This is a genomic window from Micromonospora trifolii (assembly GCF_022229005.1).
GTDB lineage: Bacteria > Actinomycetota > Actinomycetes > Mycobacteriales > Micromonosporaceae > Micromonospora > Micromonospora trifolii.
This window is the reverse complement of sequence record NZ_JAKKFD010000055.1, coordinates 137058-156327: the sequence shown is the minus strand read 5'-3', so window position 1 is coordinate 156327 and position 19270 is coordinate 137058. Positions and strand designations below refer to the sequence as shown.

Genomic DNA, 19270 nt, shown 5'->3' with positions numbered 1-19270 from the left:
TCGCGGCGATCGTCCGCGCGAACGCCAACTCCGGGGCGAAGCTCCGGCTCGCCGAGAAGTGCACCTACACGCTCAACAGGTCCGCACCCCAGCCACCGGTGCCCTTCGGCGCGGTCGGCCTGCCGATCGTCACCCAGCACGTCGTGATCGACGGAAACGGGTCCACCATCGTCCGCGCGGCGAACGCCACCCCGTTCCGGATCCTGGAGGTAGGAGCCGGCGGCGACCTGACGCTCCGCGACGCCACCATCAAGGGCGGCCAAGCCGAGAGTGGGGTCGGCGGCGGAGGCGGCGGCATCCGGATCGACATCGGCGGCAAGGCCACCATCGAGAACACCAACGTGGTCTACAACCAGACCAACGGCCTGGGCGGCGGTATCGCCAACTTCGGCGTCGCGAAGATCCTCGGCGGGACCGACCACGGCAAGGACTGGAACGGCAAGGACAAGGGCAACAAGAAGGACGGCGGCAGCATCATCAGCAACAACAGCGCCCTGTACGACGGCGGGGGCATCCACAACAACGGCAGCCTCACCGTGCAGGACACCCGACTGAGCTACAACAACACGATCGGGGTCTTCAACACCCTGCCCCTCGGTGGCGCGGGCGGCGGCTTGTCGAACAGCAGCGTCGCCGTGCTCGAGAACGTCCACCTGGACAACAACACCGCGGGCTTCCGTGGCGGCGGCATCCGCGGCGGCATCAACTCCACCACCGAGGCCAAGAACGTCGAAGTCAACGACAACCGAGCCGGCAGCGAAGGCGGCGGAATCTTCTCCGACGGCGTCTTCCAACTCCGCCACGGCAAGGTCCACCACAACGAAGCCGGCCAACGCGGCGGCGGCGTCTACAACCAGATCGGCCAGTTCGTCGCCGAGGACAGCTGGATCAACGAAAACGTCGCCAGCACGAACAGCACCATCGAACACGGCGGCGGCGTCTACAACGGCAGCGGCACCGTCGTCCTGCGCCGCACCCACGTCGACCGGAACCGGGCCATCGGCACGAACTCCCAGGGCGGCGGAATCTACAACAACGCCACGCTGACCCTCACCGAAAGCAAGGTCACCGACAACATCTCCTTCCTGGCACCCGGCGGGATCTTCAACGACGGCGGCCAGGTCGCCGTGGACCAGAAGACGGTGATCAGCGGCAACAGGCCCACGAACTGCACACCCAGCTCACCGCCGGTGCCCAACTGCTTCGGCTGATCACCAGATCGCCCCGGCACCCGGGTAGCACGAGACAGGCATCCGGTCCCGCACAGGTTCGGTCACGAAGATCGGACCTGCGGCGGGACCGGATGCCGTCCGCCGAACGACCGCGGGGACTCGAACCGTCGCTCCTCCGCCGGGGCGACGATCCTCCGGGTTTGCGGCTCAGGTCTCGATGATGTTGTTGTTCTCGTCGATGCCGTGGCTGCGCCAATAGACGTCCCACTCGTCGTCGACGTGCTGCGGGACCTTGCCCTCCGGGTAGCGGACGTACGGCGGGGTCGGCTCCTGCCCGTCCGGGAAGCAGGCGCTGCCGCCCTGCCCGCCCACCGCGATGGCCGGATACTCACCGCTGGCGCAGATGCTCTCCCGAAACGAGCAACCGGTGGTGGTCAGCAGCCCGCCCAGGCCGACCGCGGCCAGGGCGATCACGATTCGCGTTCGCATGGGGAGAAATTCTGGTCGCCCCGAGCGACGGCTGCCATCCGCACTCGTACTCATCCCGCGCCGCGCGTCACGACTCCTCGCCGGGGTGCAGCGCGACCAATGGGCGTCCACCGAGGTTGTCGGTCCTGATCGTCGACGTCGCTAGCCTCAGGAGGGAACCTCGGCGGATCGAAGACGGAGGAGGCCATGGCGTTGCGGTTCGAGCATCGCGACACCACAACGGTGCCCGACCGGCTTCGACGCCCTGATCTCCGGCCAGGGCCTGTGTCGAAGTCGGTCACCGCCACTCGTTGATAGCGGCGAACTGGATGGTGCTTGGCCCGTCGGTGGGCGTCCTGGTCAGTCTTACTCAGGGGATCGTTGCGGCAATCGGGCGCCGGCGCAGGTAGGCCCGGCTCGCCTTCGACCCGTACGCCCTGTCGGCCAGGAGCCGGTCCGGCCGGTCCTGGGGCGGCCCGTGACCAGGCGGGGAACACGAACAGCCCCGAGGATCGCCTTGAACTGCGGGCTGTCACCGCGCTCACCGGCGGTCAGCACCATGGCGAGAGGCTTCTGCCCCTCCAGAGCTCACCCTCGGCAACTTTCCGTAACGGTCAGCCAGCGTCGGCGGCCGGCTGCGCACCCATGGGTGCACGAAAAACGCCCCCTGGTCGACTTACGTCGATGACCAAAGAGGCGTTTTGCCTGCTCAACTGCTGTGCGCCCGAAGGGACTCGAACCCCTAACCTTCTGATCCGTAGTCAGATGCTCTATCCATTGAGCTACGGGCGCTTGTGCTCAGCCAGTCTACACACCCGGCTTTCGCGCGGAGACTCCGGGATTCGAACCCGGGAGGGGCTTTAAGACCCCAACCGCATTAGCAGTGCGGCGCCATAGACCAGACTAGGCGAAGTCTCCCTGGTGATCCTCAGACCACCGCGCCCGAGGATACAGGTCGCCACCCACCGGGAGCAAAACGACTTCCGGGGTGCGCCCACCAGGCCCGCCCGCCGTCCGTGTTTCAACGCTGTGCGACGGCGTGATCGGGACTACGCTCCATCGATATGCAGGAGCAGCCGCCCAGCGAGTCGACCAGTCGAGAGCCTGCTGAACGAGCGCGTCGGCGCTCCCCACGGGCCACCTTCAGGCCGCCGATCGTGGCCGAGGAGCCCACCGAGACGGTGGAGCCCACCGAGTCGACGGCACCGCCGGCAGCCGCTCCGGTGGGCCCGCGTCCTCGTCGGGCCAAGGCTGCCCCGGCGGTGCTGTTCCAGCCTCCGGATCCGGACCGTCCCCTGCCTCCACAGCCTCGACGCGCACCGACCGACGTGACCACCGACACGAGCGCGGCACTCCCAGAGCCGCCGAATGCTCGGACCACCCCCGTTCGCAAGGCTGCCCGCCCCAAGGCGGCCGAGACGCCCACCGAGGTGACCCCGACCACGCCAGCACCGCGCAAGCGCACCGCGAGCCCCACCAGGGCAGCGAGCACCACCACACCAGCGATCCCGGTCAAGGCCGCAAAGACAACCAAGCGCGCGGTCACCCCACGCAAGAGCACCACGCCGGCGGAGCCCACCCCCGAACCCGTGGCCCCGCAGCTGACGGCACCGGCAGCACCCGCCGTTCGGCAGGCTGAGCCGGCCCTGGGGCGTACCCCGGAATCGGAGCTGCGCGCGGTCGCCGCGCGCGTGCTCGACCACCCTGGCTTCGCACCGGAGCTGTTGGCTCTGGCTGCGGTGCGGACGTTCGGGCCCGGCGCGGCCGGGTGGGCCGCTGGGTTGCGCGCCCGGTATCCGGACGCTTCGGCGGACGGCCTGGCCCGGTTGGCGGCCCGGCGGTTCGTCCGCTCGGCGGGTGCGGGTGGGGCGACCGCCGCGCTGGCCGGCTTCTTCGCGCCGCTGGCCGAGTTGGCGGCGGTGCTGTGGACGCACTCGGAGCTGGTGCTGCACCTGGCCGCGGCGTACGGCAAGGATCCGACGCATACCGACCGGGCCGTCGACCTGCTGGTGCTGACCCAGGTGCACCCGGATCGGGCTAGCGCGGCGGCTGCTCTGGCCGCCGCCGAGACGCCGGGTGACCCGGTCGAGGGGGCGTGGCCGCGGGCGGCGGAGGCGGCCTGGCGGTTGGCCGCGCCGCTCACCGCGCAGGCCGGCGGTTGGGTCGCATTGCGGCTGGTGGCCCGGTTGCTGCCGGGTGCGGCGGTGCTCGCGGCGGCGTTGGGTGACGCGGCGGCGGCGGACCGGCTCGCGGCCCGAACGGTGGCCGTCTACCGACCCGACCGGCGGCCCGCTTGAATCGGCCGCCACGGTGGTGCTGTCGCCGATGTGGGCGATGCCGTAACCGGGGCCCTGGTCGACCCCGACGGGCCCCCTAACCAGCGGCACCATCGCCTGCCAGACGTATGCCACTCTGGCCCGCCCGGCAACGTCCCGGCGTCGCCCGCTGACCGGCGGGGTGATCCGGGCAATTCCGGATCGGCGCTTTCCCGGTGGCCGTCCGCGATCGGCCACCGGGAACGGTGGTCAACCGGCCCGGTAGGAGAGGTAGTAGCCCTCGTGCGGCCAGCTGTGGAAGTTGTTGAGCTCGGACGCAGCGCCGGTGCAGTCGGAGGTCCGGTAGCCAGAGACGGAACCGAAGCCGTTCCAGCCGATCGCCCAGATCGCCTCGGCCGGGACCGGGCGGCAGATACCGTCGGGCGTTGCCTGCCTGCCCACAATGATCTGCGTGTAGGCCTGGTAGAAGACGAGGCCGGCGTCGGGAACCTTGAGCGTCTCGACAGCGGCTGCGGGCGACGCCGGTATCGTCACGGCCAGTGTGGTGATCAAGGCGGCGGCGAGACCCGCAGCGATTCGGCTGGTAAATCTGCGCATGAGCTTCCCTTCCTAACGGTGTTCAGGGACGCGACCGGAGCTCGTTCAGCCCAGAGATAGATTTAGTTGTATCGATTATGTTCCCCGTGTCAACCAACCCGCCGCTGAGCGCTGTCGCTGGCGTCCTGCCGTCAGTGACCGTAGGCGGCGCCACGGCCTGCGGTGCGGAGCAGCTCGTCGCCCTGACCCTTGGCCGCCGACCGATGGCCCTGCTGTCGTTGCAAGCTGCGGCGATCGTGACGCATTGCCCACGTTGCGAACGATGCGGCCGTCCACCTGGACGGTAGCGCAGGTACTTGACGGTGCAACTTTCCGCCGGTAGCTTGAGTCAATTCATTCTTATCGATGAAGGTAGGTCGCTGTGCTGTTGAAACCCTTCGCCATCGCCGGGGTCATTGCAGGCGTGCTGGCTGCTGCCCCTCCCGCCTCGGCGGCACCCCAGTCGGGGGCCGGCGTCTACCCGCCCGGGAACTGCCAGCCGGGCACATTCTGCGTCTGGCCCCACTGGGATCACCCGAACGGGGTTCCTACGGCGACTCCGTCCCTGGTGACCACCACGGAGTGGAGCGGCAACATCACGGGATTCAACTACTACAACTACACCAACCGGAACGCCGAGATAAGCTGGTCGTTCACCACCCAAGGGATGACTTTCACCGGCACGGACTGTGCTACTCCTGGTGACGGATTCTTCTACGTTCCCATGACCGTGACGAAGGTGAGTTGGCGGACGCACGTCTGCTGAATCCCGCCGTTTTCTGCCTTCCCGGATTCGGTGCTCCCGCGGGTACGGGTCGTCGAAGAGCCTCTCACCCCTTACTCGGGCGTTGACCGGTCAGAGCCAGTCGAACCACTCCCGGGGCAGCAGCGCGTAGCCGACGAAGGCGAACACGTCGAGCAGGGTGTGCGCGATGATCAGCGGCAGCACCCGCCGGGTGCGCAGGTAGAAGAGGCTGAACACGACGCCCATGATCGCGTTGCCGACGAACGCGCCGAAGCCCTGGTAGAGGTGGTACGAGCCGCGCAGCAGAGCACTGGCCGCGATGATCGCTGCCAACCGCCACTGGAGCTGACGTAGCCGGGTGACCAGGTAACCGACCACGATCACCTCTTCCAGCACGGCGTTCTGCACGGCGGCGAGGATCAGCACCGGGACGGCCCACCAGACGTCCGGCAGCGCGGCCGGCACCAGCGTGGCGTTGAGGCCCAGGTGGGCGGCCACCCAGAACAGCGCCAGCCCGGGCAGGCCGATCAGCGCCGCCAGGCCGGCTCCGCGCGCCACGTCCTGGCCGGGCCGCCGGGCGTCCAGGCCGAGGGTCCTTGCCGGGTCGCCGGGGTCACGGCTGAGCAGGTGTACGGCGAGCAGCACCGGCAGCAGCGCGAACACGATGCCGAGCAGTTGGTACGTGAGGTCCAGCCAGGGGCGGGCCGACGCCGAGGTGTTCAGCGAGGCGGTCTGCTTGGAGAGCGGACCGTCGGCGGTCAACTTCGCGATGATCGACACCACCGCGTAGATCGCGGACTGGCCGAGAGAGAGGCCGAGGACCAGCAGCGTCTCGGTGCCCAGCAGTCGGCGGGACACCGGACGGGTCAGCTCAACGGTCACCGCACCACTCTGCCCGACGGGCGGCACCCGTGACATGGCCGACCGGCCACCATGAGCCGATCGCACATTCTGTGCGACCAGTAGACACGCTCCGTGGAGATTCTATGAGCGCCCGATCCGTTGCCGTCTGGAGGAGGAGCGTCCGTGGACAACCTCGCGCGGTTGCTGAAGGAGAGCTGGACCCTGGTCGAGGACGACCGGGTCCGGCTGACCGAGCACTTCTACGCCCGAGTGTTCCTGCTCGACCCCGCCCTGCGGCAACTCTTCCCGGTGCAGATGACCGGCCAGGGCGACCGCCTACTCGAAGCGATCATCACGGCGATCCACACTGTCGACGATCCGGAGAGCTTCGACGAGTTCCTCCGGGCGCTGGGCCGCGACCACCGCAAGTACCACGTCGACGAGCGGCACTACGCCACGATGGGCGTCGCGCTGCTGGACGCGCTGCGCAGCACCGCCGGCGACGGCTGGAACCTGGAGTACGACCAGGCGTGGCGGGAGGCGTACGCGGCGATCGCCGCCCTGATGGTGGCCGGCGCCGTCTCCGACGACGACCCGCCGTTCTGGCACGCCGAGGTGCTGACCCACGAGCGGTACGGCCCGGACACCGCCGTGCTGACCTGCCGGGCGTTGCAGCATCCGCTGCGCTGGCAGGCGGGGCAGTACGTGAGCCTGGAGGCACCGCGCCACCACCCCCGGGTGTGGCGCAACTACTCGGTGGCGAACGCCCCGAACGACGACAACGTCCTGGAGTTCCACGTGCGGTCTCCGGGGGCCGGCTGGGTGTCCGGCGCGTTGGTGCGGCGGGTGCGGCCGGGTGACCTGCTCCGCCTGGCGGCCCCGATGGGGTCGATGACCCTGGACCGCGCCTCGGAACGGGACATCCTCTGCGTGGCCGGCGGTGTCGGGCTGGCGCCGATCAAGGCGCTGGTGGAGGAGTTGGCCACCTACAACCGGACCCGGTGGGTGCACGTCTTCTACGGCGCCCGGCAGGCGGCCGACCTGTACGGCCTGGACGGGTTGCAGGAGTTGGTGGCCGTACACCCGTGGTTGTCGGTCACCCCGGCGTGCAGCGAGGACCCGGACTTCGACGGCGAGCAGGGCGAGATCCCGGAGGTGGTGGCCCGGTACGGCCCGTGGACCACGCACGACTGCTTCGTCTCCGGTGCCGCCCGGATGGTCCGGTCCACCCTGCGGGTGCTCGCCGCGGACGACGTGCCGCCGCCGCAGATCCGCTACGACACCTTCGGTGACCTCTAGACGTTCCTCCCCCCACGCCGGGGCGCGTGCCCCTGCCCCCTGGGGCACGCGCCCCGGCCCCTTCGTGGTCAGTAGCGCCAGGGGTGCCCTGTCTCGCGGTATTCCTCCACCGGCACCAACGGCACCCCGGGGGCCATCCGGTCGACGTAGAGCCGGCCCTCCAGGTGGTCGATCTCGTGTGCGACCAGCCGGGCCATACCGAATTCGAACGACGTGATGATCCGGCTGCCGTCCCACTGGGCGTGCTCGACGTCCAGTCGCAGCGGCCGGGGCACCAGACCCCGGTGGTCGAAGAAGGAGAGGCAGCCCTCGTACTGCTCGTCGGTCTCCGGGTCGGCGTCGACCACCCGGGGGTTGAGCAGCACGACCGGCTCCGCCGACCGGTCGGGGGGCCGCAACACGGCCGCCGCGCGGCCGATGCCGAACTGCGGGGCGGCGACGCCCACCCCCTTGCTGAACGGGTGCAGCTCGTCGAGCCGGGCCAGGGCCATGGTGAGCCGGTCGACCACGTCCCGGGCGACGTGTTCGTCGCCGGGCAGGTCGAACGGGCGGGCGCGCTGACGGAGCAGGTCGGCCCCGCGTTGCACGATGCCGAGGCCGCGCATCCGGTCGCTGGGTCGGACCCGGGTGCCGCCGGGGCCGATGTCCGGTTCGGTGTCGGGGCGGGCGCGGAACCGCCACTGCATCCGGTAGCGGGCGTTCAACGGTGGGTCGTCGGTCTGCCAGTCGTAGATCGCCCGGTCGCCCTCGTCGTGACGTTGCGGCGCCGTCCGCAGCGGGCCCTCCTCCGCGCTGAGCGAGGTTTCCACGCCCCAGACCTGCGGGTCGAGGGCCGCAGGCAGGTCCAGGCGTACGGCGAGCTGCCGGGTGGGCAGTCGGACGGCTCGTTGGAACCAGGGGCCCCACTTCTCGTGCCCGACGCTGTACGCGTACTCGATGGTGGCCCGGTCGCCCGGGTAGAGGGGGAAGCGTCGATCCCCGTTCTCGAAGAGCAGCCAGATCTCCTTGAACGCGTCCCGATCGTGTTTGGCTCGCCAGTGCATCGGCTCCGGGTCGCCGCCGCCGTCGTCCCGACGGGCCTGTATCTGCAGCTCGGCGAAGGTGAGGGGATGCTCCCGGTGGTGCCGGTTGGAGCGGCCGGGGTCGTTCGGGTAACGGTCGACGGCGACCCGGACCAGGTAGCGGGTGACCGGCTCGGTGCCGGCGTTGTACAGCTCACGGTGGATGACGCACCGGTAGCCGTCGTCGGCGTGGGTGAGGGTGGCCAGTTCCCGTTCCACTACCAGGCCGGTGCCGGGTGGCAGCCACTGTCCCGGCAGGTACGGCTCGCGGTGCGGCTGACCGGCTCGGGCGTGCCGTAGGTCGTCGTACTCCCGGAAGCGCTGCCAGATCGCGCCGCTGGCCTCCAGGACGGCTTCCGCACGACGGGCGAAGTCCTCGGTTGGGCGGTGCCGGCGCCCCTCGACGTGGCTCACGTAGGACGGGTCGAACCCCATCAGGACGGCCAGTTGCTTCTTGGACAGCCCGCGCCCGGTCCGTTGCCGGGCGAGTTCGGCCGCGAAGGAGTCGGCAGCCCGTTCGAGGGGTGAGGTCGTCATCAGCTTCCTCGTGGCCGGGGCTATAAGTTTCACGTTCGGTGCGCGAGCGCACACGCATGTGGCATGTTTTCGACACACCGCTTGACAATTCACCGATGACCATCGATTGTGCGGCGGCGTTTCCCAGCACTGACTCCGGGTAGTACGCGAAGCGCTACTCCCGTCGGATACGGAGTGACCTGGGCGTCTGGGATTTGACCAAGGTGAGGCTTCCCTTACGGCTAGAGGCTTGGTTAGGCTAGCCTTAGCTCAGGACGGCACTGGTTCGTCCGCCGGGGCGCACTCCTCGGTCACACAGACAGGGGACGACTCAGGTGACAGCGGTGATGCCACGGCGAGAGGCCGCCACCACGCCGCTCGCCCCCGTCACCGCGGCGCTCCGGGCCATGTTCGGCACCGACGACCTTCCCGGCCTCGCCCGGGGCCTGCTGGTCGACGACGAGCTCGGCTGGGCGCCCGCCACCACCCTGATCGACGGCAGCCGGCTGCCTGAGCTGTTGAACGGCGCCGCCGTCCGCTGGGGCGGCACCCCGCACGCCTGCGCGGCGCTGGCGTGGAAGTCGTACAGCTACTGGGCCGCGCTGCCGGTCGTGCTCGGCTGGGCCTCCGCCCGGCGGGTGCCGCTGCTCGATCCGGCCGACCTGCTGATCCACTTCGAGGACCACCGGCAGCTGCTCACCATGGGCCTGCGCCGGGGCACCACGGTGGCGGTGCTGCCGAACGATCCGCTGGCGCTGGCTGGCCTGCCGGAGGTGCGGGTCGTCGCCGACGAGGCGGAACTGCTGGCCGCGATGCGCGCGTCACTGCTCGACGCCCACCTGGCGCCGCTCATCACGGCGATCCAGTCCGAGGTCCGGGTGGGCACCCGGACGCTGCTCGGCTCGGTCGCCTCCGGCATCGCGCACGGCCTCCTGCGGGCCGCGGACGCCCTGCCCGGCTCCACGGTGCAGAGCATCGACACAGTGCTCGGCGCACTCGACCTGAACGACCTGATCGAGCTGGTGCCGGGGCCGACCGGTGAGCCGACAGTGCAGCGCCGCACCTGCTGCCTCGCCTTCACCCTGCCCCGGCCGAAGGTCTGCCAGGGCTGCTGCGTCCGCTAGGCCAGGCTGCACCTTCTGAGCCGGGCTGGGCCGCACTGCTCAGTCGGTAAACGACCGGACGTCCCACACCCACACACCGCCGGTGAAGACCGGCTGGATCCCGGTCAGCTCGGTCATCCCCCGACGTAGCGCGGCCTCGTGCTCGTGTGGCCCGAGGATGACCACCCCGGCCCTCCAGTAGCGCAGGTCGTCGACAGCTCGGACCCGGCTCTGCGGGGTGATCGGCGGCACCGCCCCGGTGCGCCGGATGGTGGCGAAGAAGCTGCTGGTGGGGCGGGGAGTCGCACCGAACAACGCGACCTTGGGCGGATCGGCGTTCGGGCGGGTGTCCGGGCCGAGGAAGTAGCCACGGGCCAACGGCATGTCCAGCCGGGTCGCTGCGGACCAGCGCAGCGGCTCCGCGTACGTGCTGTCCGGCAACGGCAGCGTCACCACACTGCGCCCACCGGCCACGTAGGGCCGCCACGCCCCACTGGTCACGAAGCTCGGGACCGGGTCCAGGTGAGCCACGGGCAGCGGGGTGGGGACGATCGGCAACAGGGCCATGATGAGGACTGTGGCGGTGACGAAGCGGACCTGCCCCCGGGCGGCCGGATGCGCGCCGGCCAACTCGCGGGCACGTTCTGCGCCATAGGCGAGCAGCAGCCCGATGATCGGGGTGATCGCCAACGCCCAGCGCGTCGGCACCACCGAGTGCAGGATGGGCAGGTTCTCCAGCGCCGCCCACGGGCCCGGCACACCCGTACCCCGGTTGTCGAAGCGGACCTCCCGACCCAGCGAGAGCACCGCGAAGACCAACCCGAGCGCGGCCAGCGCTAGCACCACGATCGAGCGACGCAGCCACCAGACCAGGGCGATCACCAGCACCACCAGCGCCCAACCGAAGAAGCTGTTCTCCTCGGTCGGGTTCTTGGCCAGGCCCGCGGCGGTGCGCGCGCTGCCGGCGAGTGATTCCCGGGAGTACGCGACGAACGAGGCCACGTCGCTGGAGTAGCCGCGGATCAGGCGGGACAGCCCGGAGTACGCGTCCGGTCCGAAGAACTGGACGTACAGGGGGTACGCCAGCAGAAGCCCGGCGACCCCGGCGGCGACGGCCAGGCCGGCGAGGAACTGTCGGGCCCGCGACCGGAGATCCGCGCGGCCGAGGGCGAGCACGCCGGCGATCACGCCGAGCCCGATCGCGGTCATCAGCAGGATCTCCAGGTTGAGGAACGCCTGCCAGACGATGACCAGCGCGAGGAGGACCCCGTTGCGCAGCCAGCGGCCCGGTTCGCCGAGTCGTAGGGTGCGCCAAATGATCAACGGGACGACGAACTGCGACACGATGTTCGGGTGCCCATTGGCGTGCGACACCATGGCCGGCGCGAACGCGCAGAAGCCCGCGCCCAGCCACGCCGGCCCCCGGCTGCCGATCAGGATCCGGGAGAGCAGGAAATACCAGGCAGTGGCAGTGGCAATCATGCCGAGGGTGAGAAAGATCAGAAATGACGCTCGCGGCCCGAACAACAGGGTGATCGGCGTCATTGGCAATGAAATGGATAATACGGACGTATTGGCCATCAGATTGACGCCGTCGGGGACGTTCATCTGATTGGAATGGAACGGATACGCAAAGTGCGTGACTACTCGCGCACCGTGGGCCATCATCCATTCGAACTGCGACTGATCGGACTGGTTGTCCCGCACATCGCTGCCCGGGTCCAACCAGAGCCGGCCGGTCACCCAGAAGCCGAGGACCACGAAGCTCAGCACGGCGGCCAGATCGGCCCACATCCCCCTGCGGGAAGGCCGAACGGCACCGGAGGCCCCCTCCGCCGACGGCGCGGCGGCCGGGCCGCCGCTGTCGCTGGGCGCGTCCGGTTCAGGAGTAGTCATGACAATTCACAGGGTAGTCAGCGTATGGCGCCGCCGTGACATGTTTCGGGGTACTGCCGTACTATGTGCCGGGTTCGCCGACCGCCGATCACGAACCCACCCCCCGACCGCAATTCGGCCACCCCGATGCCCCGATTCTTTCGCCGTCCCAGCGGATGATTCACTCTGTCGGTCCAGGCACGGGTCGAGTTCATATCGTGAGGAATCGACGCATGGCAGAAATCACTGGGGATCAGCGCGTGCAGTCCGAGGTGCTGGAAGGCCTGGCAACCGCTGTCAACCACCGTCGCTGGTTCATCGAACTGGCCGTGCCGTACCTCGGCGACGACCCGATCGAGATCGGCAGCGGTCTCGGTGACTACGCGCTGGAATGGTCCGAGCGGCTGCCGCGGTTCACCGCCACCGAGGCCGACCCGGACCGGTTGGTGCAGCTCAAGGAGCGCCTCGCCGACCGTCCGAACGTCGACGTCCGGCAGATGCTGCTGCCGCACAACGACCGGGGCGACTACAGCGCCGCCGTCTCGTACAACGTCCTGGAGCACATCGAGGACCACGTGGGCGCGCTGGAGAGCATGCGCGACCTGGTCCGACCCGGCGGCGCTGTGATCATCATCGTGCCGGCGTTCCAGTTCGCGATGGGCCCGGCCGACATCGCCACCGGGCACGTCCGCCGCTACACGAAGAAGACGCTCGGGGCGGCGATGACCGACGCCGGCCTGACCATCGAGAAGATGCACTACGCCAACGCGCTCGGGCTGATCGGCTACTTCATGGCCACCAAGGTCTTCCGGCTGATGCCGAAGGAGGGCCCGATGGTCAAGGTGTACGACACCCTCGTCCTGCCCGCCACCAAGGCCGCCGAGCAGCTCGTCCTCCCACCGTTCGGCCAGTCCGTCTTCGCCGTGGCCCGCGTCCCAGCCTGACCCCGGCCCCGGCCCCGGCCCCGGCCCCGGCCCCGGCCCCGGCGATCTTGCACTTCCTGTCGTCCTTATGCCTGTTATGTCAGGGATGTCGGGACAGTAAGTGCAAGATCGCGGGAGCTGGGGGCGCGGTTAGTCCTTGATCTGGTACGTGGGGCGGATTACCGCCCTTGCCAGGGTGTGGAACGTCAGGTTGAAGCCGACATAGGCGGGGCTGGCGTCCGGAGTCAGGTCCAGGCGGTCGACGTCCAGGGCGTGCACCGCGAAGACGTACCGGTGCGGGCGGTCGCCGGCCGGCGGAGCCGCCCCACCGTAGCCCTGCTCGCCGTAGTCGTTGCGGACCGAGAACGCCCCGCCGAGGTCGGTGCCCGCCGCGCCACCAGCCCCGGTGGGCAACTGGGTGACGTTGGCCGGCACGTTCACCAGCACCCAGTGCCAGAACCCGCTGCCCGTCGGCGCGTCCGGGTCGTAGCAGGTCACCGTGAAGCTCTTCGTCTCGGCGGGGAAGTCCGACCAGGCCAGCTGCGGCGAGACGTTGTCACCCCCGGTGCTGCCATGCGCGTGCCGGGCGTCCATCGGCTCGCCGTTCTGCACGTCGTCGCTCGTCAGCGTGAACGAGGGCAGCGTCGGCAGCAGCTCGTACGGGTCCGGGGCGATCGGTCGTTCCAGGGTCATGGGGACGCGTCCTTCCGATGTGCGGAGATACCAGCCCCTTCTTACCCCGCCACGGCCCTCCCAACGACCGGAAGCACGCGCTGACCCAGTGTGGTTTCGCAGAGCTACGTTTGAGGTCGGGCAGCGTTCCTCAGGGGGACATCATGGCCGGCGTCTGGCGGGACTTCGTGGTGGCCGTCTTCACCGCGTTCCGCCACCGGGATGAGCGCGCCATCGCCGATGAGCGCCGACGAGCTGTCGAGCGACTGGCCGAGGAGACGATCCGCCGCGAGCAACGGGCCACCGACCCGCCGGAGTGACCGGGACGCGGGGCGCCGGACTGCCACCGTGCAACCGGTGAAGATGACCTGATGGGGCGGATCTTCCCGGCGCGGCCGGTGGCGACCGCGGAGACACACCGAACCACCCTCTTCGAGATCTTCTTCGACCTGGTGTTCGTCTTCGGACTCATCCGGGTCACCACGTTCATGAGCGAGCGGCCGTCGCCGGTGGCGCTCACGCAGGGATTCCTCGTACTCCTGTTGCTGTGGATCTCCTGGGTGGTCTACTCCTGGCTGGGCAACCACGTCCGGATCGACGTCGGGCTGATCCGTGCCGGTGTGACGGTCTCGATGGCAGCCGTCTTCGTCGTCGCACTGGTCCTTCCCGACGCCTGGGCGACCGGGCCCGGCACGACGAGACAACGACTGATCCTGGTGCTGGCCTACGTCACGCTTCGCGTCATCGCTCTCGCGCTCTTCCACTGGGCCGCCGCGGGCAACCCACAGGTGAGCAGGACCATTCGTCTGTACGCGCTCTCGACCGCGCTGTCCTGGATCCCCTTCGTGCTCGGTGCCCTGCTCGGTGGCACCGCACAACTCCTGCTCTGGGCGGCGGCCCTCACCATCGACATGGGCGGCGGGGTGGTGTCCTCGGTGCTGAGCGGATGGCCGGTGCGAAGCCCCGGTCACTTCGCGGAGCGACACAGCCTCGTGGTGATCATTGCGCTCGGCGAGTCCCTGATCTCGGTCGGCGCCGGTGTCGGTGTACAGCGGATCCGTGGACCGATCCTGTTGGCCGCGGTCCTTACGCTGGCCGTCACTGTGTGCCTGTACTGGCTGTACTCCTCCACAGCGATGGCCGCCGGCGAGGCGTTGATGATGGAGTCCGGGCTACGGCGGGCCCACGTCGGCGCCAACGCCTACACCCTCGCCCACTTTCCGCTGCTCGCCGGGACCATCTACGTGGCGCTGGGAGTCGAGCAGATCTTCGCCGGGCTCGCGCACGAGGAGTCCCAGGGCACCTCGGACTGGATGCCGGCGATCGCGCTGTTCGGCGGGACCGCCCTGTTCCTCGCAGGCAGGGCGACGTTCCTGGGTCTCAGCGTCCGGTGCGTGCGACCGGGGCAGTTCGTCGCTCCCGTCGTGGCGCTGCCGTTGCTGCCCGTCGGCCGTTACCTGCCCGGCCTGGCCGCTCTCGGCCTGCTCACCGCGTTTCTCGTCGCGCTGCTCAGCTACGAGGCGTGGACCAGGAGATCGACTCGGGTTCAGTGATGTCGGGGTGTCCCAGGAGTCCTGAAACCCCGACTTCCGGGAGGTCGAGTGGATCAAGGTGGCGGAGGGTGTGGGATTCGAACCCACGAAGACATCGCTGCCTTACCGGTTTTCAAGACCAGCGCCATCGGCCACTAGGCGAACCCTCCTGGGCCGCCACCCGTGGGCGTACGGCCACGCATAGTCTGCCACGGCTCGCTCCGGGCGGCCCGGCGTCCCTCCCCGGTGCGCCGGCCAGGCGGCCTGCTGGGTCCACTGTGGGCTGAACGGTGCGCCTGCGACATCCGGAAAGATCGGGAAGACTGGGCCCATGCGAGCCATCACGATTCCGGAGCCCGGTGGACCCGACGCGCTGGTCTGGGCCGAGGTGCCCGACCCGGAGCCGGGCCCGGACGAGGTGATCGTGGATGTGCGGGCCAGCGGGGTCAACCGCGCTGACCTGCTGCAACGGCAGGGGCACTACCCGCCGCCGCCGGGCGCGCCCGCGTACCCCGGGTTGGAATGCTCTGGGGTGATCACTGAGGTTGGCGCGGAGGTCGCCGGGTGGGCGGTCGGGCAGCAGGTCTGCGCGTTGCTGGCCGGCGGCGGGTACGCGGAGCGGGTGGCGGTCCCCGCCGGGCAGTTGCTGCCGGTGCCGGCGTGCGACCCGGTCGACGCGGCGGCGCTGCCCGAGGTGGCCTGCACGGTCTGGTCGAACCTGGTCCAGGTGGCGCGGCTCGGCGCGGGCGACACGCTGCTGGTGCACGGCGGCGGCAGCGGGATCGGCACCTTCGCCATCCAGCTCGGGGCGGCCCTCGGCGTGACAGTGCTGACCACCGCGCGGGAGACCAAGCACGACCGGCTGCGTGAGCTGGGCGCGGCGCACATCATCGACTACCGGGAGCAGGACTTCGTCGAGGAGGTCGGGCGGGTCACCGACGGGCGCGGCGTGGACGTCATCCTCGACATCATGGGTGGGTCCTACCTGGGGCGGAACGTCTCCGCGCTGTCCACCGGTGGTCGGCTCGTGGTGATCGGGATGCAGGGTGGGCGCAAGGCCGAGTTGGATCTCGGGGCGCTGCTGACCAAGCGGGCGAGTGTCACCGCGACGTCGCTACGGTCCCGTCCGCTCGCCGAGAAGGCGGAGATCGTCCAGGGCGTACGGGACGAGGTGTGGCCGTTGGTCGAGGCGGGCCGGATCCGGCCGATCGTGGACCGGCGGCTGCCGATGACCGAGGCGGCGGAGGCGCACCGGCTCGTCCAGTCGAACGACCACTTCGGCAAGGTGCTGCTCACCCGCCCAGCAGGCGGCGGCTCGGCCGTCAGTTGAGCGAACTCGCCAGCGTCGGGTCGTCGGTCGGTCGGGGCAGCACCAGCCGGGCGCCCGGGCCCTCGCCGGCCAGGGTGTCCTCCGGATTGTTGAGCGTGCAGCGCTGCAACGACAGGCAGCCGCAGCCGATGCAGCCGTCCAGGTCGTCGCGGAGCCTGCTGAGCAGCCGGATCCGCTCGTCCAGCCGGCTGCGCCAACTCGCCGAGAGCCGCGCCCAGTCCTGTGGGCTCGGCGTGCGGGCCTCGGGGAGCGAGTCGAGTGCCTCCCGGATCTCGTCGAGCGAGACACCGACCTGCTGGGAGATCCGGATGAAGGCGACCCGCCGCAACTCGGCGCGGGCGTACCGGCGTTGGTTGCCGCCGGTGCGGTCGGCGCGAATCAGCCCGAGTCGCTCGTAGTAGCGCAGCGCCGACGGTGCCACCCCGGAGCGGGCGGACAGCTCACCGATCGTCAATAGATCCGGCATCACCAGGTCCTTGAGTTGAAGTCCACTTCAACTCACACAGTAGTGGCATGACCACCACACTGCCCACCGACAGCAGCGCCCGACTGCCCGGGCTGATCCGACGACTGACCGGCGACGAGAAACACGCGCCGAGCGCGCACTCCACCATCGACGTGCTCCAGGTGCTCTACGACCGGGTGCTACGGGTCACCCCCGACACCGCCGACGACCCGGAGCGGGACCGGTTCCTGCTCTCCAAGGGCCACGGACCGGCCGCCTACTACGCGGTGCTCGCTGCACACGGCTTCATCCCGGACGCCTGGCTCGACGACCTGGCCGGGCCGGAGAGCCGGCTCGGCCACCACCCGGACCGCCTCCTGGTGCCCGGGGTCGAGATCGGCTCCGGCTCCCTCGGGCACGGGCTCGGGCTGGCCGTCGGCACCGCGCTCGGCCTGCGCGCCCAGGGGCTGCTCAACCCGAGGGTGTACGTGCTGCTCGGCGACGCCGAACTGGACGAGGGATCCAACCACGAGGCGATCGCGTACGCGGGAGCGACCGGCCTGGACAGCCTCACCGCTGTCGTGGTCGACAACGCGTCGGCCAGCTACGGGTGGGCCGGTGGCATCGCCAGCCGGTTCACAGTCAACGGCTGGACCGCCGACACCGTCGACGGCCGGGACCACGAAGCCCTGTACGCCGCGCTGACCGGGCACCGACCACGACACCCGCACCTGGTGGTCGCCCGCATCGAGAGCAAGGGATGATCGACATGCGTACCGCCTTCATCGACACCGCCACCGCGCTCCTCGACGAGGATCCGCGCACCGCACTGGTGCTGGCCGACATCTCGGCGAGTCAGTTCGCCCCAGCCGGCCACCGACACCCGGACCGCGTGCTCAACGTGGGGATCCGGGAGCAACTGATGATCGGTGTGGCCGGTGGGCTCGCCCTGACCGGGCTGCGTCCGATCGCGCACTCGTACGCGACTTTCCTTGTGGACCGGGCGTACGAGCAGATCAAGTTGGATCTGGACCACCAGGGCGTGGGAGCGATCCTGGTCAGCATCGGCGCGTCGTACGACGGGTCGGCGGAGGGCCGAACCCATCAGTCGCCCGGGGACGTGGCGCTCTTCGACTCCCTCGGCGACGGCTGGACGGTCCGGGTGCCCGGCCACCCGGACGAGGTGGCGCCGCTGCTGCGCAACGCCGCGACCACCGACGATCCGACCTACCTGCGGCTGTCCGAGCAGCGCAACGCCGAGGCGTACCCCGATGCCACAGCGCTACGGGTCCTCCGGCGGGGCCTGTCGAACGCGCCACTCGTGGTGGCGGTCGGACCGATGCTCGACCCCACAATGGCGGCGACCGAGGGAATGGACGTGACGGTGGCGTACACCCACACGTCCCGGCCGCTCGACACGCCCGGGCTGCGGGCGCTCGCCAACACCGACGTGGTGCTGGTCGAGCCGTACCTGGCGGGAACGTCGAGCGCACTCGTCAACCGGGCACTGGCGGACGTACCGCACCGGTTGCTCGCCCTCGGGGTGGGTCAGACGGACCTGCGACGGTACGGCGATCCGGCCGACCACGCCCGGTGGCATGGTCTGGACGCCGACGGCCTGCGGCGGTCGATCAGCGCGTTCCTGGGGTCAGTTGGCGGCTGAGACGGCGGGGCGGCGGCGAGCGCGCTCGCGCCCGAGGATCCAGATCGCCTCGACGCCGTCCTTCCAGGTGATCTTCTTGCCCTCTTCGCGGCCGCGCGCCCGGTAGCTGATCGGCACCTCGTACGGCCGGATGCGGCGACGCAGCAGCTTGCCGGTCACCTCGGCCTCCATGCCGAAGCCGCGCGAGCGCACCTCGAGCGACCGGTAGAGCGCCACCGGCATCAGCTTGAAGCAGGTCTCCAGGTCACCGATGTACGAGTTGAACAGCACGTTGGCCGCCATCGTGACGCCCTTGTTGCCCATCACGTACCAGAAGCTGTAGGCGCTGTGGCTGCCGAAGGTGCGATTGCCGTAGACCACAGTGGCCCGCCCGTCGAGCACCGGGTCGAGCAGCTTGGGGATGTCCTGCGGGTCGTACTCCAGGTCGGCGTCGAGGATGACCATGTAGTCGCCCTCGGCGCTGTCGACCGCCGTCTTGATGGCGGCACCCTTGCCGGCGTTGCGCTGGTGGGTGATGACCCGCAGGCGCGCGTCGTCGGCGCGACCGAGGACCTCGCCGGTGCCGTCGCGGCTGCCGTCGTCGACGACGACCAGTTCGATCTCACAGGGATAGTCCACCGCCAGTGCCTGCTTGAGGGCATCCGCGATGCGTTCTTCCTCGTTGTAGACCGGCATGAGGATCGAGAGCTTCACGGGGATCTCCACGGTGGCGGCAACACGTCGGCCATAGCCTAGCCTGGTTGGTTTGTTCACCGCGTACCGCCACCGCTG

Annotated in this window: 19 protein-coding genes, 3 tRNA genes and 1 pseudogene; 11 read left to right on the top strand and 12 right to left on the bottom strand. The window is 69.8% G+C overall.

Annotation, left to right across the window (positions count from 1 at the left end; translation table 11 throughout):
- Nucleotides 1-1211: hypothetical protein (locus tag NIE79_RS29390; RefSeq protein WP_238681655.1), on the top strand; the 1211-nt coding region annotated here is incomplete at its 5' end.
- 168 nt (nucleotides 1212-1379) lie between these two features.
- Here the strand turns inward: NIE79_RS29390 and NIE79_RS29385 are convergent.
- From NIE79_RS29385 to NIE79_RS29370, 4 genes and pseudogenes are all read right to left on the bottom strand, one after another.
- Nucleotides 1380-1661: an SCO0607 family lipoprotein gene (locus NIE79_RS29385; RefSeq protein WP_238681654.1), complete on the bottom strand. Its 282-nt coding sequence runs from the start codon at nucleotides 1659-1661 to the stop codon at nucleotides 1380-1382.
- Nucleotides 1662-1975: 314 nt separating this feature from the next.
- A pseudogene (locus tag NIE79_RS29380) lies at nucleotides 1976-2222 on the bottom strand (transposase); the annotation flags it as partial.
- A gap of 137 nt (nucleotides 2223-2359) precedes the next feature.
- Nucleotides 2360-2432 (bottom strand) — tRNA-Arg (locus tag NIE79_RS29375).
- Nucleotides 2433-2467: 35 nt separating this feature from the next.
- A tRNA-Ser gene (locus NIE79_RS29370) sits at nucleotides 2468-2558 on the bottom strand.
- A gap of 239 nt (nucleotides 2559-2797) precedes the next feature.
- Between NIE79_RS29370 and NIE79_RS29365 the strand changes: the two genes are divergently transcribed.
- A complete protein-coding gene (locus NIE79_RS29365; RefSeq protein WP_238681653.1) occupies nucleotides 2798-3937 on the top strand; it encodes a hypothetical protein in 1140 nt (379 codons plus the stop codon).
- 228 nt (nucleotides 3938-4165) lie between these two features.
- Here the strand turns inward: NIE79_RS29365 and NIE79_RS29360 are convergent, their stop codons facing one another.
- The gene (locus NIE79_RS29360; protein ID WP_238681652.1) at nucleotides 4166-4513 is read right to left on the bottom strand and encodes a hypothetical protein; all 348 of its coding nucleotides are present in this window, start codon (nucleotides 4511-4513) and stop codon (nucleotides 4166-4168) included.
- 361 nt (nucleotides 4514-4874) lie between these two features.
- Between NIE79_RS29360 and NIE79_RS29355 the strand changes: the two genes are divergently transcribed.
- On the top strand, nucleotides 4875-5258 hold the full coding sequence (locus NIE79_RS29355) for a hypothetical protein (protein WP_238681651.1): 384 nt from the start codon (nucleotides 4875-4877) through the stop codon (nucleotides 5256-5258).
- A 90-nt stretch (nucleotides 5259-5348) separates the two neighbouring features.
- Here NIE79_RS29355 and NIE79_RS29350 read toward each other — a convergent pair whose 3' ends face one another.
- Complete coding sequence (locus NIE79_RS29350) at nucleotides 5349-6119, bottom strand: CPBP family intramembrane glutamic endopeptidase (RefSeq protein WP_238681650.1); 771 nt, start codon at nucleotides 6117-6119, stop codon at nucleotides 5349-5351.
- 144 nt (nucleotides 6120-6263) lie between these two features.
- On the opposite strand from NIE79_RS29350, the gene NIE79_RS29345 reads away from it, so the two are divergent.
- Nucleotides 6264-7379, top strand: coding sequence for a globin domain-containing protein (locus tag NIE79_RS29345; protein WP_238681649.1), 1116 nt, complete (start codon nucleotides 6264-6266; stop codon nucleotides 7377-7379).
- A gap of 68 nt (nucleotides 7380-7447) precedes the next feature.
- On the opposite strand, the gene NIE79_RS29340 is transcribed toward NIE79_RS29345, so the two are convergent.
- Nucleotides 7448-8977, bottom strand: a complete 1530-nt coding sequence (locus NIE79_RS29340; protein ID WP_238681648.1) for a peptide deformylase — start codon at nucleotides 8975-8977, stop codon at nucleotides 7448-7450.
- A gap of 326 nt (nucleotides 8978-9303) precedes the next feature.
- On the opposite strand from NIE79_RS29340, the gene NIE79_RS29335 reads away from it, so the two are divergent.
- Complete coding sequence (locus NIE79_RS29335; protein ID WP_238681647.1) at nucleotides 9304-10080, top strand: IucA/IucC family C-terminal-domain containing protein; 777 nt, start codon at nucleotides 9304-9306, stop codon at nucleotides 10078-10080.
- Between the two features lie 39 nt (nucleotides 10081-10119).
- Here the strand turns inward: NIE79_RS29335 and NIE79_RS29330 are convergent, their stop codons facing one another.
- Nucleotides 10120-11955, bottom strand: a complete 1836-nt coding sequence (locus NIE79_RS29330) for a DUF6311 domain-containing protein (protein ID WP_372471864.1) — start codon at nucleotides 11953-11955, stop codon at nucleotides 10120-10122.
- Nucleotides 11956-12167: 212 nt separating this feature from the next.
- Between NIE79_RS29330 and NIE79_RS29325 the strand changes: the two genes are divergently transcribed.
- A complete protein-coding gene (locus NIE79_RS29325) occupies nucleotides 12168-12878 on the top strand; it encodes a class I SAM-dependent methyltransferase (protein ID WP_238681646.1) in 711 nt (236 codons plus the stop codon).
- A gap of 129 nt (nucleotides 12879-13007) precedes the next feature.
- On the opposite strand, the gene NIE79_RS29320 is transcribed toward NIE79_RS29325, so the two are convergent.
- Nucleotides 13008-13550: a YbhB/YbcL family Raf kinase inhibitor-like protein gene (locus NIE79_RS29320; protein ID WP_238681645.1), complete on the bottom strand. Its 543-nt coding sequence runs from the start codon at nucleotides 13548-13550 to the stop codon at nucleotides 13008-13010.
- A gap of 143 nt (nucleotides 13551-13693) precedes the next feature.
- Here NIE79_RS29320 and NIE79_RS29315 point away from each other — a divergent pair, with 143 nt between their 5' ends.
- Nucleotides 13694-13849 carry a hypothetical protein gene (locus tag NIE79_RS29315; RefSeq protein WP_238681644.1) on the top strand — a complete coding sequence of 52 codons (156 nt, stop codon included), beginning with the start codon at nucleotides 13694-13696 and terminating at the stop codon, nucleotides 13847-13849.
- A 51-nt stretch (nucleotides 13850-13900) separates the two neighbouring features.
- Nucleotides 13901-15082, top strand: a complete 1182-nt coding sequence (locus tag NIE79_RS29310; RefSeq protein WP_238681643.1) for a low temperature requirement protein A — start codon at nucleotides 13901-13903, stop codon at nucleotides 15080-15082.
- 59 nt (nucleotides 15083-15141) lie between these two features.
- Here the strand turns inward: NIE79_RS29310 and NIE79_RS29305 are convergent.
- Nucleotides 15142-15231, bottom strand: a tRNA-Ser gene (locus NIE79_RS29305).
- 161 nt (nucleotides 15232-15392) lie between these two features.
- On the opposite strand from NIE79_RS29305, the gene NIE79_RS29300 reads away from it, so the two are divergent.
- Nucleotides 15393-16391, top strand: coding sequence for an NAD(P)H-quinone oxidoreductase (locus tag NIE79_RS29300; protein WP_238681642.1), 999 nt, complete (start codon nucleotides 15393-15395; stop codon nucleotides 16389-16391).
- Here the strand turns inward: NIE79_RS29300 and soxR are convergent.
- Nucleotides 16384-16857, bottom strand: a complete 474-nt coding sequence (gene soxR / locus NIE79_RS29295; protein ID WP_238681641.1) for a redox-sensitive transcriptional activator SoxR — start codon at nucleotides 16855-16857, stop codon at nucleotides 16384-16386. The genes NIE79_RS29300 and soxR overlap by 8 nt on opposite strands.
- Before the next feature lie 47 nt (nucleotides 16858-16904).
- Here soxR and NIE79_RS29290 point away from each other — a divergent pair, with 47 nt between their 5' ends.
- Together NIE79_RS29290 and NIE79_RS29285 are read left to right on the top strand one after the other, a co-directional pair.
- Nucleotides 16905-17600 (top strand): thiamine pyrophosphate-binding protein, encoded by a 696-nt coding sequence (locus NIE79_RS29290; RefSeq protein ID WP_238681640.1) that lies wholly within the window; start codon nucleotides 16905-16907, stop codon nucleotides 17598-17600.
- Nucleotides 17601-17605: 5 nt separating this feature from the next.
- Complete coding sequence (locus NIE79_RS29285; RefSeq protein WP_238681639.1) at nucleotides 17606-18499, top strand: transketolase family protein; 894 nt, start codon at nucleotides 17606-17608, stop codon at nucleotides 18497-18499.
- On the opposite strand, the gene NIE79_RS29280 is transcribed toward NIE79_RS29285, so the two are convergent.
- Nucleotides 18485-19192, bottom strand: coding sequence for a glycosyltransferase family 2 protein (locus NIE79_RS29280; protein WP_030487790.1), 708 nt, complete (start codon nucleotides 19190-19192; stop codon nucleotides 18485-18487). The two genes, NIE79_RS29285 and NIE79_RS29280, sit on opposite strands and share 15 nt — an antisense overlap.
- Nucleotides 19193-19270 lie beyond the last annotated feature (78 nt).